This window comes from Rhodococcus globerulus NBRC 14531, from assembly GCF_001894805.1.
Taxonomy (GTDB): Bacteria; Actinomycetota; Actinomycetes; order Mycobacteriales; family Mycobacteriaceae; genus Rhodococcus_F; species Rhodococcus_F globerula.
Genome location: NZ_BCWX01000004.1, coordinates 578,827 through 592,333, shown reverse-complemented (window position 1 = coordinate 592,333; position 13,507 = coordinate 578,827). Strand labels below are relative to the sequence as shown.

Genomic DNA, 13,507 nt, shown 5'->3' with positions numbered 1-13,507 from the left:
CCGGCGTCTAGCTACGCCTCATCGGCTCCGATGATGAACGCTTCGAGCTCGGTGCGAGCCTTGTCGTCGGCCATCTGAACCGGCGGGGACTTCATCAGGTAAGCGGATGCCGGGTAAACCGGTCCACCGATGCCGCGGTCCTTGGCGATCTTGGCTGCGCGGACGGCGTCGATGATGATGCCTGCGGAGTTGGGCGAATCCCAGACCTCGAGCTTGTACTCCAGGTTGAGGGGAGCGTCACCGAAGGCACGGCCTTCGAGGCGCACGTATGCCCACTTGCGGTCGTCGAGCCACTCCACGTAGTCCGAGGGACCGATGTGGACGTTGCGGTCGTGGACCTTGCCGGCGAGGGAGCCGGTGAGGTTCGACGTGACGGCCTGAGTCTTGGAGACCTTCTTGGACTCCAGGCGATCGCGCTCGAGCATGTTCTTGAAGTCCATGTTGCCGCCGACGTTGAGCTGGTACGTGCGGTCGAGCACGACGCCACGGTCTTCGAACAGCTTCGCCATCACGCGGTGGGTGATGGTGGCGCCGACCTGGCTCTTGATGTCGTCACCGACGATCGGGACGCCGGCGTCCTTGAACTTGGCAGCCCACTCCGGGTCGGAGGCGATGAACACGGGAAGCGCGTTGACGAACGCGACGCCTGCGTCGATGCAGCACTGTGCGTAGAACTTGTCAGCAGCTTCGGAGCCGACGGGCAGGTAGGACACGAGGACGTCTACCTTGGCGTCCTTGAGTGCCTGGACTACGTCGACGGGCTCGGCGTCGGACAGTTCGATGGTCTCGGCGTAGTACTTGCCGATGCCGTCGAGAGTCGGGCCGCGCTGGACGGGGATGTCGAGCGGCGGGACGTCAGCGATCTTCATGGTGTTGTTCTCGCTGGCGAGGATTGCCTCGGAGAGGTCGAAGCCGACCTTCTTGGCGTCCACGTCGAAAGCAGCGACGAACTGCACGTCGCGGACGTGGTACTTACCGAACTTGACGTGCATGAGGCCGGGAACGGTGCCGGTCTCGTCTGCATCCTTGTAGTAGTGGACGCCCTGAACCAGGGACGAGGCACAGTTACCCACGCCCACAATTGCTACGCGCACCGCGGTGCTGTTCTCACCCATGGTCGGGCTCTCCTTCTTTCTTGGATGTTCCTGGTATCGATTGCTCGGCTGCGATCAATTCGTTGAGCCAACGCACTTCGCGTTCACTCGACTCGAGTCCGAGCTGGTGGAGCTGGCGGGTATATCGGTCCAGCGATCCGCTGGCCCGGCCGACGGCGTCGCGAAGGCCTTCGCGGCGCTCTTCGACTTGGCGTCGTCTGCCTTCCAGGATCCGCATCCGCGCTTCTGCGGGGGTGCGGCTGAAGAAGGCGAGGTGAACGCCGAAGCCGTCGTCGGTGTAGTTCTGCGGTCCCGTGTCGGCAACCAATTCAGTGAACCTTTGCCGGCCTTCCGGGGTGAGCTGGTAGACGCGACGGGCCCGACGCTTGAGTGGGCCGGTGGTGTTGTCGATGTCTTCCGAGATCAAGCCGTCGGCCTGCATGCGCCGTAGTGCCGGGTACAGCGATCCGTACGAGAACGCACGGAATGCGCCGAGCAGACCGGTGAGCCGCTTACGCAGCTCGTATCCGTGCATCGGTGACTCGAGGAGTAGCCCGAGAATTGCGAGTTCGAGCAAGTGACACCTCCCGAGTCTGTGGATCTAACCGCTTGATGCGATAACCAACTATATCGCGCCGATATATAAAACCATACTGCGGCCCGATACGTGTACCAAGGTGTCACGGCTAGATCAGGGGGTGAACGGGTTGATCGACATGATTTCCCCATCGAGGGCAGCGGTCAGGGACCCGCTTTCGTCGAGGTCGTTGCGGACGTGAATCTCGATGGTCGGCTCAGTTTCGGTGCTCTCGACAGAGATGTATCGCGTGGTCGGATTTTGCACCGACGTCGTGGTTCCGGCGCCGTCGAGCAGGGCGATCACGATGCGAGGATCGAGCTGTGTGACGTCGATCTGTGCCACGTCGGGTTCGCGCGATCCTCCCGAAGTCGTGTCCTCGAGGTCGCCTCGGTAGTAGCTGTCGAGGGCCTTGCGAGGTGCGGCAGGATCGGCGCGCGTTACGCGTGCGTAAGTGGGATAGATGGTCATCTCGTCGACCAGTCCGCTGCCGTACTCCGTTTCGATGGCACGGAACATCGCACCCAGGCCGTCCACGGTGTGCAACTGTGGCTCGGGGCTCGAGAAGATCGTGGCGTCGGACGCGGCGTATTTGATTCCGAAACCGATAGCCGAGACCAGTGACAGAGCGATGATCGCAAGGGCGATCCAACGCGTGTCGAGCGAAGGTTCCTTCCGGAGAACAGGCAGAGACGCTTCGGTCTGCAGATCGGACGTCAAATCTTCGAGATCGCCGAGAGTCACTGCAACCGCGGCGAGTTCGGTCAGTTCATCGTGTTCGGTCGCGGTGAGTTGCCCGTCGGCGAAGGCGGAGTCCAGCACTGCGCAAGTGGCCTCGCGATCGGCATTGCGAGCACGGGTGGTCCTGGTCAGATCGTTCGGCATGTCCGGGGCCTATCGAGGAGTGAAGGGAGCCAAGCGGATCGGGCGGCCATCCGGGGTCAACTCCATCGAGCCGCTCGCGCCGAGGTCGTTGCTGGCGTAGATGGAAATGCGTGGATCCTGGCTCGACGAACTCATGCTGATGTGTGTGATCTCGGCGTCGGGGACGTTGAGATTTGTCGACGCTCCCGCCAGATACCCGGCGAGTTTGTCGATGTCGACGGTAGCGAGGTCGAATGTTGTGGTGCTGGCCAATCGGGAGGTGGACCCCTCGCTGGTCGTGAAACCGCCTCGAAAGTCGATGTCCTCCTCCAAATTCGGCGAGATGGCGGCTGCGCGAGTGACGCTTGCATGGTCGTCGAAGAAGTTCGCAGAATCGATCACCGTCGTGCCGAACTTGTTGTTGTACCGGGTTATGAACTCCCGTATTCCGCTTGCGGTGACCGTGTTCAGCGTCGAACTCACGATGGGGGCAAGTGGTTCGGCCCCCTGGGCTGCAACCGGCAACGGCGCCGGGGACGAATCGTCGGCGGACAAGGTGAGGAAGCCGACCATGGCCGCGAGGACAACCGACGCGGCCGCGACGTACCAGATCTTGTCGATACGACGAACTTTCGCGACGGCGTTCCGCAGCGTCGCTTTCTGCAGATCGTGGACCAATAGGTCGAGCTGTCCGAGCGTGGTCGCGGTCATGGCCGACGCCGTTCGGGTCGCGTGCTCGTCGACCGTGATCTGGCCGTCGGACAGGGCGGCATCGAGCACAGCGCAGGTATCGGAACGATCGACGTCACGCGCTCGCGTACGCGAAGAGTTAGTAGTCATGCCCCGCTCACCCACCCACCCTAGTTCTCGTACGGGTACGAACGAGAGATCTCGCCCCACGGCGTGACCTCGATGCGACCTTTGTGGCCAAGTCCGTTCTCGCCGTAGATCCTGATCTTCGGTACGCCGTAGTTCACGTCCACGATCAAGTGCGTGATCGCGGCGTCCGGCACATTGATGTAGCCGCCGATGTTCACCATGTACGGCGCGAGCTTGTCGATCTGGATGGAACCGAGGTCGAAGGTCGGCTGGCCCGTTCGCCGCGGAATGGATGTCACATCTCGCTCGAAGCCGTCGCGAAAACTGATGGACTCGGTGAGAGCTGGAGCGTCGGGGACCGCCCGGCTCACCAGAGAGTGGTCGCCGTGGAAGCTGGCGTCATCGATGAACATGTTGCCGAACTCGTCGCGATACCTCTCGATAAATGCGCCGATACCCTCTGGAGTCAACGTGTCGATGTGTGCGATCAGGATCGGTTCGACGGTCGGCTCCGGCACCAGAGTGGTGGTCGGAAACGGTGGCGCGAGCGAAGTGCTGCTGGCATAACTGGCGGTGATGTGTTCCGAAGGCGTCAACGGTGAGCGACTCCAGGCCACAGCGGCGACGGCGCCGACGACGATCAGAGCAGCGCCACCGATGTACACAGCCTTGCGTGTCACCGACGTCCGAGGTGCCGTTGTGGTATCGATCTTCGGCACCTGCAGATCGTTGACCAGGCGCGCGAGCTCGAGCAGGGTCTTCGCGGACCTCGCCTTCTCGGTCCGGTCGAAGTAGTCCTCCGCGCTCAACTGCCCTTCGGCGTACGCGGCGTCCAACACATTGCACGTTTCGACGCGATCGAGATCACGAGCACGCGTCATCGGGGAACGGGATGACTTCACAGGAAGTGATCGTAATGGCTGGTCGCCATGCCTCCGGACCACAAAATGTGTTCATCGTGACCCTCCCGAACCGTCCGTGACCGGTTGGACGCACGTACTCTGGTCAAGTGCGGATACAGCGGCAAGTTGTGGACTACGCGCTCGCGCGTCGGTCTGTGCTGGCCGAAGTGTCTGCGGGTAGGACTGGCGTCAAGCAGGTATGCGACGCCGATCCCTACCTACTCAGAGCCGCGAAGTTCCACGGCCGGGGCAGTGACGTTCTCTGCCCCATCTGCCGTAAGGAACAGTTGACGCTCGTGTCCTGGGTGTTCGGCGAGAAGCTCGGCCAGGTTTCGGGATCAGCCCGAACGACGGACGAGCTCGCTCGGCTTGCGGAGACAGCAGAGGAGTTCACGGTGCACGACGTAGAAGTGTGCCGTTCCTGCAGCTGGAACCACTTGGTGCAGTCCTATGTGCTCGGCGCAGTGCCTGCGCCGCCGCGACCGCGGAGAGCACGTCCACCGAGCAGACGAACGCAGTCTGCGAGCCGGCGCACCGCCAGCGAGTAACGCCACACCCGAAAAAGGGCCCGATCGAAGTCCCATGTGATCGGTCCATGACCACTGGAGATTTGATTTCGTGAGTTCCCCCGACAACACCCCCGGCGACCGTCCCTCGGGACCAGGTGGTCCGAGCGGTCCGCCGCAGGGGCGCCCCCCGCAAGGCCGTCCGCCTCAAGGTCCGCCGCAGGGCCGCCCGATGGGCCCGCCGCCGCAAGGACGCCCGCCTCAGCAGGGACGCCCGATGGGCCCGCCGCAGCAGGGTCGCCCGATGGGCCCGCCCCCGCAGGGCCGACCGATGGGCCCACCCCCGCAAGGGCCCCAGCAAGGACGCCCGCCGCAGGGCCGCCCGATGGGCCCGCCGCCGCAAGGCCCGCAGCAGGGCCGTCCGCAGCAAGGCGCACCCCAGAATCGACCGGCACCGGGCGCCGAACCCACACAGCGCGTCGCAGCCGCTGCGGCACTGCCTCGCACTGATGCCGGTTCCCGTCCGCCCGCTGGACCCCCGCCGACGAAGCCGCCGACAGGCGGTCCCGGTGGTGGCGACGGCAATGGTGGAGAGCCCCCGAAGGGACAGAAAGCAGTGAAGAAGAAGTCGAAGTGGCGCACAGTTCGCCGCTCGGCGTACGTGTTGGTGGCGCTCGGCCTGGTGCTGCCGGTGCTGGCCTTCATGGCGGCGTACATCGTGCAGGACGTACCGAAACCCGGCGACCTCCCGACCAATCAGGTTGCGACGATTTACGCGTCGGACGGAAGTTCGGTGCTCAGTACCGTTGTTCCGCCGGAAGAAGGCAACCGTCGCGAGGTGGCGCTCGATCAGATTCCGGTGCACGTGCGTAACGCAGTGCTTGCTGCCGAGGACCGGGATTTCTACACGAACCCCGGATTCTCGATTTCCGGTTTTGCACGCGCGGCCCGTGACAATGTCCTCGGCCGAGACAGTGCGGGTGGTGGATCGACGATCACGCAGCAGTACGTGAAGACGGCGGTTGTCGGTTCGGAGCGTTCGCTGACGCGAAAGATGAAGGAACTTGTCATCTCGTCGAAGATGGCAAACGAGTGGTCCAAGGACGACATTCTTGCCGCGTACCTGAACACCATTTACTTCGGTCGTGGTGCGTACGGCATCGAAGCCGCGTCGAACGCGTATTTCGGTAAGCCTGTCGACCAGCTGACCGTCGAGGAAGGCGCCGTCCTGGCGTCGTCGATCCAGCTGCCGTCGCTTCTCGATCCGGAGACCAATCCGACTGGCGCGGAATCGCGTTGGAACTATGTGCTCGACGGCATGGTGTCTGCGGGGACGCTGGATCAAGCCGCCCGTGCGCCCATGAAGTACCCAGGTTTCATTCCACTTTCCCAGGTGGAGAACGGAAGTCAGGGTACAACGGGGCCCGAGGGCCTGATCAAGAACCAGGTACTCCGCGAGATCGCGGATGCCGGGATCACTGAGCAGTCGCTCAATACCGAAGGCCTGCAGATCACTACGACTATCGATCCGCAGGCTCAGGCCGCGGCGATGGACGCCGTGCGCACCAATATGGAGGGTGAGAACGAGGAGCTTCGGACCGCCGTTGTTTCCGTCGATCCACGTACCGGAGGCGTCCGCGCGTACTACGGCGGCGACGACGGAATCGGCTTCGACTACGCAAATGCCGGCTTGCAGACCGGTTCGTCGTTCAAGGTTTTCGGTCTGGCGGCAGCGCTCGACCAGGGAATTCCGCTCTCACAGATGTACGACAGCTCGCCGCTGACGATCAACGGCATCTCGATCGGCAACGTCGAAGGTGAAAGCTGTGGAACCTGCACCATCGCAGAGGCTCTCAAGCGTTCGCTGAACACCAGCTTCTACCGTCAGATGCTCAGCCTCGACGGCAACGGACCGCAGGAAATTGCGGACATCGCGCACAAGGCAGGTATCCCGGAGAACATTCCGGGTATCGGCGAGTCGCTGACCGAACCAGACGGTTCCGGCCCGAACAACGGAATCGTGTTGGGTCAGTACCAGTCTCGGGTACTGGATATGGCGTCGGCGTATGCAACTCTCGCGGCGTCAGGCACGTTCCACGCTCCGCACTTCGTGGAGAAGGTTGTTGCCGCAGACGGAACGGTTCTCCTGGACCGTGGTACGCCGACCGGTGAGCAGCGGATCGATCCGGCTGTCGCGGACAACGTGACTGCCGCGATGCAGCCCATCGCGGCGTACTCACGTGGGCACAACCTGGCCGGTGGACGTCTGTCCGCATCGAAGACGGGTACCGCTCAGCTCGGTGACACCGGTCAGAACAAGGACGCCTGGATGGTCGGCTACACGCCGTCGCTGTCGACTGCTGTGTGGGTCGGTACCGCGGACGGCCAGGCGATCACCAACTCGAACGGCGGATTGATCTACGGTTCCGGGCTACCTTCCGATATCTGGAAGGACACGATGGACGGTGCGTTGGACGGTACGGACAACGAGACGTTCCCCAAGCCGGGCAAGATCAACGGCCAGGCCGGTGGTGTTCCCGAGTACACGGCTCCCGCTGCTCCGAAGACGTCGGCGCCGCCGACAACCACGGCAGAGCCCAGTACGACTACGGCGCCGCCGGTTGTCGTGACCACGACGGACGTGGAGATCCTGCCGGGCATCACGATTCCGATTCCGGGAATCTCGAGGCCGACCACGGAAACCGAGGAACCGGGCGCCGTCACCACGACGGAAGAGGCTCCGGCGGGTGTCAGTCCCGGCCGCTAAGGCGGTAGCCTCGCGGAGTGGCCGCCAATGTAGATGATGCCGATGCGACTTCTGTGACAGACGATGCGGAGTCGCAGGCGATCGAGTCTCCTGCGCCGTTGGCGGAGGACACGCGGTCGGCAGATTGGCGTGACGTTCCCAGTCGTAACGATGTAATGGTGTCTGCGTTGTCAGGCACGGTAGGTGGTCCGGTCGGTCGGCATGCGCTGATCGGCCGGACCCGTTTTTTCACCCCGATGCGGGTCATCTTGCTGTTGGCCGTCGTGTTCCTGGCGTTGGGGTGGTCGACCAAGGCTGCGTGTATTCAACAGGCGCCGTTCGGTGAGCAGGGGCAGCTGGGTCTGGACTGGGGAGGCTCCCGCCAGTATGTCGCCCTGTGTTACTCGGACACGGTTCCTCTGTACGGTGCGGAGCGCCTCGATCAGGGTGCGTTCCCGTACAAGAAGTCGTGGGAGGAAACCCGATCCGACGGTTCCGTGCAGACGCGGTACATGGAGTATCCGGTTCTCTCGGGGCTCTATCAGTACGGCTCCATGAAGGTCGCAAAGGCGTGGGATTCGATCACGTGGCTGCCGGGCGCAATTCAAGTTGCCCTGTACTTCAACGTCGTTGCGTTCGGCTTGGCGTTGGCGTGGTTGGTGACAGTGTGGGCGACGACGCTCTTAGCCGGCAGGCGGGTGTGGGACGGCGCGTTGGTCGCGTGTTCGCCGCTCGTGATCGTGCATGTGTTCACCAACTTCGATCCGTTGGCGACGGCATTTGCCATGGGCGGTTTGTTGGCATGGGCGCGTAAGCGACCGGTCCTCGCGGGCATTTTGTTGGGGTTGGGCGGCGCCGCGAAGTTGTATCCGCTGTTGTTGCTCGGCCCGCTGCTGGTTCTGTGCCTGCGGGCGGGCAAGACGCGTGAGTGGCTGGTGACGGCGCTCAGCGCGGCCGCGGCGTGGCTGGCGGTGAATCTTCCGATCGCAGCGCTCTACCCGCACGGTTGGTACGAGTTCTTCCGGCTCAACTCCGAGCGCGGCGCCGATCCGGACTCGATCTACAACGTAATCGCGTCGTTCACGTCGTGGACGGGCCTCGACGGTCCCCTGGCGCAGGGTGAATCGCCGTCGAATCTCAATGCCGTGTCGTTCATTCTCTTTGCTGTGGTCTGCGTGGGAATCGGTTACGTCGCTTTGACGGCGCAGCGCCGCCCCCGCGTCGCGCAACTGTGTTTCCTGCTTGTCGCGGGATTCCTACTGACCAACAAGGTGTGGAGTCCGCAGTATTCGCTGTGGCTGGTGCCGCTCGCGGTTCTTGCGCTGCCGCATCGCAGACTGCTTCTTGCCTGGATGACCATCGACGCGTTGGTGTGGGTTCCGCGGATGATGTACTACCTCGGGGTCTCGAACAAGGGTCTGCCCGAGCAGTGGTTCACGGGAACTGTTGTGCTGCGCGATATCGCGGTTCTGGTGCTGTGCGCGGTCATTCTTCGCCAGATCTACCGCCCCGACGAAGACCTCGTGCGGTACGGGTTCATCGACGACCCGGCCGGTGGTGTTCTCGATCAGGCACCGGACAAGCAGCCGTCGTGGTTCCCGGGGTGGCTGCGTCCGAAACCGGTGCGAGAGCCGGAGCTTTCGTCCGTCTGAATCACCATTCGTCGAGAGTGGTGTGACCGTCCTGGATGGCGCGCGCGAACAGTGCCGCCTTTGTCGGTGCGGGGCGCCCGACGTTGATGTACTTGGTTCTGATCCGGGAGATATGCGTGTTGACAGTGCCGACGCCCACTCTCAGCTCGAGCGCAACTTCCTGTTTGGAATCTGCCCGAAGCCAGGTAAGCAGGACTTCGATTTCGCGGGCGCTCAAGCGCGGTGTACGGGAGTTCACGCGGCGTCCCCTGACGTGAACCATGCACGTTGGGGCCATTCGCGTCGACTGGACAAGCTCCATGACAAAGACACCTTTCGGCTGAGGTCCAAGGGAGGAAGTGCCTGCATCGGCGCAACTTTGCAGAAGGGCTGCGGGCGGGCCGGAATGCGACGTGATCAGTATGTCCAGGCGTTCGCTCGAAATTCCGGTCGAAGGCGCGATCGATACACAGTCCATACAACGCGCGATTCTCTGACCTGGTCGGATAAAGTGCCTCGCTATGAACTCGAAGGCGGAATCCGGCAGCGAAAATCACGTCGATCCCGCAAATATCGAGTCGCGGGGGCAGTTTGCTGAATCGCTAACTGCGTTGCGGAAGGCCGCGGGGCTGACAGTCCGCGACGCCGTCGAACGGTCAGGCGGTCTCCACGGAACCGTGGCCGGGTGGTTTTCCGGGCAGCACCTTCCGACACCGAACAGCATGCCGAAGTTCGTTGCGCTGTTGAAAGCATGCGGAGTCGATTCGGGCGAGCAACAGGAGAGCTGGATCAGCGCGGTCCAGCGCGTGCGGCAACTGACTGCCCGCCGCCGCGGCGACACCGTCGTTCCGTATCGCGGACTCGAATCCTTCCGTCAGGAGGACGCCGAGTGGTTCTTCGGGCGAGGTGAACTCACCACTGCTCTGGTGGAACGAGTCGCGGCGGCGACGCGGGGTGAGGGCAGCCGTCAGTTCATGGTCATCGGAGCGTCTGGCTCCGGTAAGTCGTCGTTGCTGCGGGCTGGTTTGGCTCCGAAGATTGCCGACGGCGATCCGCGGTTCGGCGGTTGGCACGTGGAGGTTCTGCACCCGGGTTCGCAGGACATTCCGTCGTCGATCGGCGACACTCCCGCGGTCCTGATCGTCGATCAGTTCGAGGAACTGTGGACGCAGCGCGATCGTGATCGTCGCGAGGAATTCCTTCGGGCGCTCGCTGATCTGGGTGAGACCACGATCGTCGTGATCGGGATGCGGGCCGATTTCTACGGGCTTGCGGCCGAGGAGCCGTTGCTGCTTCCGTTGCTCGACGATTCGCCGATGGTGGTCGGTCCGCTCACCGAGGAGCAGTTGCGTGACGTGATCGTCGAGCCGGCAGTGAAGGCCGGGATGACGGTTCAGAGTGAGCTGGTTCAGGTTCTGGTCGGTGAGCTGACGCCGCGCGGTTCGCACACGGCAAGTGACCCGGGGGCACTCCCCCTCCTGTCCCACGCACTGCTGAGAACCTGGCAGCGCTCCACGCGTAAGACCCTGACGGTGTCCGACTACTACGCAACCGACGGCATCGCGGGTGCAGTTCAGCAGAGCGCCGAGGAGGTGTACGGCGAGCTGACCGAGCGGCAGCAGAAGTTGGCGCGCAGGATCTTCCTCCGGTTGGTCAACGTCGACGAGGTCACGCAGACGCGTCGACGAGCTCCCCGTACCGAGCTTTTTCTCGGCGACAACTTCGGCGACGTCAATACCGTCATCGACCTTTTTGCGCTGAGGCGTCTGTTGACTGTGGACGAGGAGACCGTCGAGGTTTCGCATGAGGTATTGCTGTCGGCGTGGAGTCGGCTGCGCGATTGGATCGATTCGGATCGCGCCGGTCTGGCGGTCCACCGTCGATTCACCTATGCGGCGCAGGTGTGGGAAGACAGTGGCCGCGACCCCGGTGCTTTGCTCGGGGCTGCCCGCCTACATCTGACCGAAGAATGGCTACGTACCGGTGAATTGGGCCTCGAACTGGAACCAAGCGAGACCCGCATCGCCGATCTCAACGCGACCGAGCGAGAATTTCTCGCCGCGAGTATCGCGTATCGGGATCAGCAGGAAAGTGCAGATCGGCGACGGACCCGCGTGCTACGACGGCTTGTCTCGGCGCTGGCTGCCGCGTCGGTGATCGCTTTGGTGCTGGCCGTGGTCGCGATGGTCGCCGGGTTCAGTGCCAATCATCAACGCGCCGAGGCAGATACGGCCCGTGACGAAGCGATGTCCCGCCAGGTTGCCACCGAGGCGACGCGGATGCGCGCCAAGGATCCGTCGTTGGCGGCGCAGCTTGCCTTGGCCGCGTATGACGTCAGCGAGACCACGGAAGCCCGCTCGGCGCTGCTCGACGCGTCGGGTGTGCATGCGGCGACGCGCATCGTCGGCCCGCCCGGTGCCATGAAAGCTCGAATCAATCCCGCGGGAACCATTGTGGCCGTGGCAAGTTCCGACGGAATGGTCCGCCTTTATCCGATAGTCGAGGGTGCCGCGTCGGTAACGCCGGTGTCGGAATTCTTCGGGGTGGCGGAAGGGACGGCTCTGTTTGCGGCGTCGTTCAGTCCGGACGGGCGTTTGCTGTCGACCGGTGGAGCAGGCGGCGGCGCGCTGTGGGATGTGTCGGACCCGGCCAACCCGGTGCGCGGAACACTGTTCGTCGACGCGGATCACGTGGTGCAGGACATGGAGTTCAGTCCGGACGGAACCAAGTTGATTGCCGGCACGTCGACGCCGGACGTGTTGCGATGGAACATCGACGACACCGCCGACGCGGTTGCACTGCCGGCGCTTCCGCATCCGGCTTCGGGAACCGTCACTGCCACGTTCAGTCCCGACGGCCGTTTGCTCGTGGCCGGTGGGCGCCAGAGCACTCTGCGGGTGTGGGATGTGACGCAGTGGGACAATCCCGCTGCGCCACCGATTTTTGCAACCGAACCCGACGGCACCACCAATCACTATCTGGGTGTTGCGTTCAGCGCCGACGGGCGGGAATTTGCTGCGGGATCTACGGCGCGAGAAGTGGTGCGCTGGGACATGGCAGATCCGGCTCGCCCGCGCCCATTGGCTGCGCTCACCGGGTTTTCCAGCTACGTCAACGAAATCAACTACAGCAACGACGGAACCCGTTTTGCTGCAGGTAGTTCCGACAACACCGTGCGAGTGTGGGATCCGCGTACCGCAGCGCTGATCGAGGTGCTGCCGGATTCCGGCGCCATCACCACGGTCGACTACAGCGAGAACGGGCAGATTCTGGTCACCGGCGGACTCAACGGGGTGACACGCGTGTGGTCGATGCCGGGGCCAGTGTGGGCGGGAGCGCGAGACACCATCTACACCAGTCCTTTTGCCGGTGACGGTTCGCGACTTCTGGCTGGCGTCGGCGCCAAGGGTAGTGCGTTGCTGGCGTGGAACACCGAGGATTTCGACAATCCGGTGTTGATGCCCGAGATGACACCCCGCGGTGAGGACAGGTTCACCGGGGCGTCGGCGATATCGGCAGATGGCCGGCTGGCTGTGGCCGGAACAGGTACGGGTGGAGCGTATTTGTGGGACATCAGCGATCCGACGACGCCGAGACTCGCCAGTGACCGGCAGGAGTACGTCGATGGCATCGTGGCCGTTGTTGCACTCGACCCGTCGGGAACGCTGTTGGCGGTGTCGTCACAGGATGACAACGTCTTTGCCTTGGTCGACGTCTCCGATCCTGCGGCGCCCGAGCTTCTGTCGAGGACCGATGCCGGGTCGTACCCGCAGATGATGGCGTTCCGGCCGGGTGACACCACGCTGGCCGTTGCCAACGCCACGAACGAGGTCGATCTGTGGGACATATCCGATCGAGCTGCTCCGCGGATTGTTGCCAGTGTCGGCGGTTTCGAAAGTTATGCCCAGGCGGTGATGTTCAGTCCGGACGGTACGCTCATGGCGACCGGTAGTGCGGACCACAGTGTGCAGTTGTGGAATGTCGAGAACCCTTCGGAACCAAGGCAACTCGCACGAATGGTCGGTCCCGAATCGGCGATCTACTCAGTGTCCTTCAATCGGGCAGGTGAGTTGCTCTCGGCCGGCGTGGGTGATGGCACGGTGTGGTTGTGGGACATCACGGCGCCGCAGGACCCCGAGCGGTTTGCAGTGTTGACGGCGCAACCCGTGCGAGTCAACGATGCACAATTCGCGGGTGCGTCCGACCTGATCGCGGGTAGTGGCACCGAGAAGACAATTCGCGTGTGGGGCACCGATCCCAATACTGTCTCCGCGCGGATATGCAGTACCTCCGGAACTCTCATCACCGAGGCCGAATGGGAGCGATACCTCCCCGGTGTGCCGTACCGAGATCTGTGCGAGGCCTAGA

At 63.4% G+C, this 13,507-nt stretch carries 10 protein-coding genes; 4 read left to right on the top strand and 6 right to left on the bottom strand.

The features are described 5' to 3' along the window. Positions 1 to 11: 11 nt before the first annotated feature. From RG2_RS23390 to RG2_RS23370, 5 genes are all read right to left on the bottom strand, one after another. Positions 12 to 1,115 carry an inositol-3-phosphate synthase gene (locus RG2_RS23390; RefSeq protein ID WP_033237087.1) on the bottom strand — a complete coding sequence of 368 codons (1,104 nt, stop codon included), beginning with the start codon at positions 1,113 to 1,115 and terminating at the stop codon, positions 12 to 14. Next, the gene (locus tag RG2_RS23385) at positions 1,108 to 1,671 is read right to left on the bottom strand and encodes a PadR family transcriptional regulator (protein ID WP_033237088.1); all 564 of its coding nucleotides are present in this window, start codon (positions 1,669 to 1,671) and stop codon (positions 1,108 to 1,110) included. The genes RG2_RS23390 and RG2_RS23385 overlap by 8 nt, the downstream gene beginning before the upstream one ends. 114 nt (positions 1,672 to 1,785) lie before the next feature. After that, on the bottom strand, positions 1,786 to 2,556 hold the full coding sequence (locus tag RG2_RS23380; protein WP_033237089.1) for a DUF1707 SHOCT-like domain-containing protein: 771 nt from the start codon (positions 2,554 to 2,556) through the stop codon (positions 1,786 to 1,788). Positions 2,557 to 2,565: 9 nt separating this feature from the next. Beyond that, positions 2,566 to 3,375 (bottom strand): DUF1707 SHOCT-like domain-containing protein, encoded by an 810-nt coding sequence (locus tag RG2_RS23375; protein ID WP_033237090.1) that lies wholly within the window; start codon positions 3,373 to 3,375, stop codon positions 2,566 to 2,568. A 20-nt stretch (positions 3,376 to 3,395) separates the two neighbouring features. Then, positions 3,396 to 4,235 carry a DUF1707 SHOCT-like domain-containing protein gene (locus RG2_RS23370; protein WP_051730782.1) on the bottom strand — a complete coding sequence of 280 codons (840 nt, stop codon included), beginning with the start codon at positions 4,233 to 4,235 and terminating at the stop codon, positions 3,396 to 3,398. 128 nt (positions 4,236 to 4,363) lie between these two features. Here RG2_RS23370 and RG2_RS23365 point away from each other — a divergent pair, with 128 nt between their 5' ends. The 3 genes from RG2_RS23365 to RG2_RS23355 all read left to right on the top strand — a co-directional run bounded on the left by RG2_RS23365 (position 4,364) and on the right by RG2_RS23355 (position 9,160). Continuing rightward, complete coding sequence (locus RG2_RS23365) at positions 4,364 to 4,804, top strand: DUF5318 family protein (RefSeq protein ID WP_072782680.1); 441 nt, start codon at positions 4,364 to 4,366, stop codon at positions 4,802 to 4,804. Positions 4,805 to 5,378: 574 nt separating this feature from the next. Continuing rightward, on the top strand, positions 5,379 to 7,529 hold the full coding sequence (locus tag RG2_RS23360; protein ID WP_033237093.1) for a transglycosylase domain-containing protein: 2,151 nt from the start codon (positions 5,379 to 5,381) through the stop codon (positions 7,527 to 7,529). Between the two features lie 17 nt (positions 7,530 to 7,546). Next, positions 7,547 to 9,160 carry a glycosyltransferase family 87 protein gene (locus tag RG2_RS23355; RefSeq protein WP_371851332.1) on the top strand — a complete coding sequence of 538 codons (1,614 nt, stop codon included), beginning with the start codon at positions 7,547 to 7,549 and terminating at the stop codon, positions 9,158 to 9,160. 1 nt (position 9,161) lies between these two features. Here the strand turns inward: RG2_RS23355 and RG2_RS23350 are convergent, their stop codons facing one another. Then, positions 9,162 to 9,398: a LuxR C-terminal-related transcriptional regulator gene (locus tag RG2_RS23350; protein WP_307718111.1), complete on the bottom strand. Its 237-nt coding sequence runs from the start codon at positions 9,396 to 9,398 to the stop codon at positions 9,162 to 9,164. Between the two features lie 262 nt (positions 9,399 to 9,660). Between RG2_RS23350 and RG2_RS23345 the strand changes: the two genes are divergently transcribed. Next, on the top strand, positions 9,661 to 13,506 hold the full coding sequence (locus RG2_RS23345) for an nSTAND1 domain-containing NTPase (protein WP_033237095.1): 3,846 nt from the start codon (positions 9,661 to 9,663) through the stop codon (positions 13,504 to 13,506). The last annotated feature ends 1 nt before the right edge of the window (position 13,507 follow it).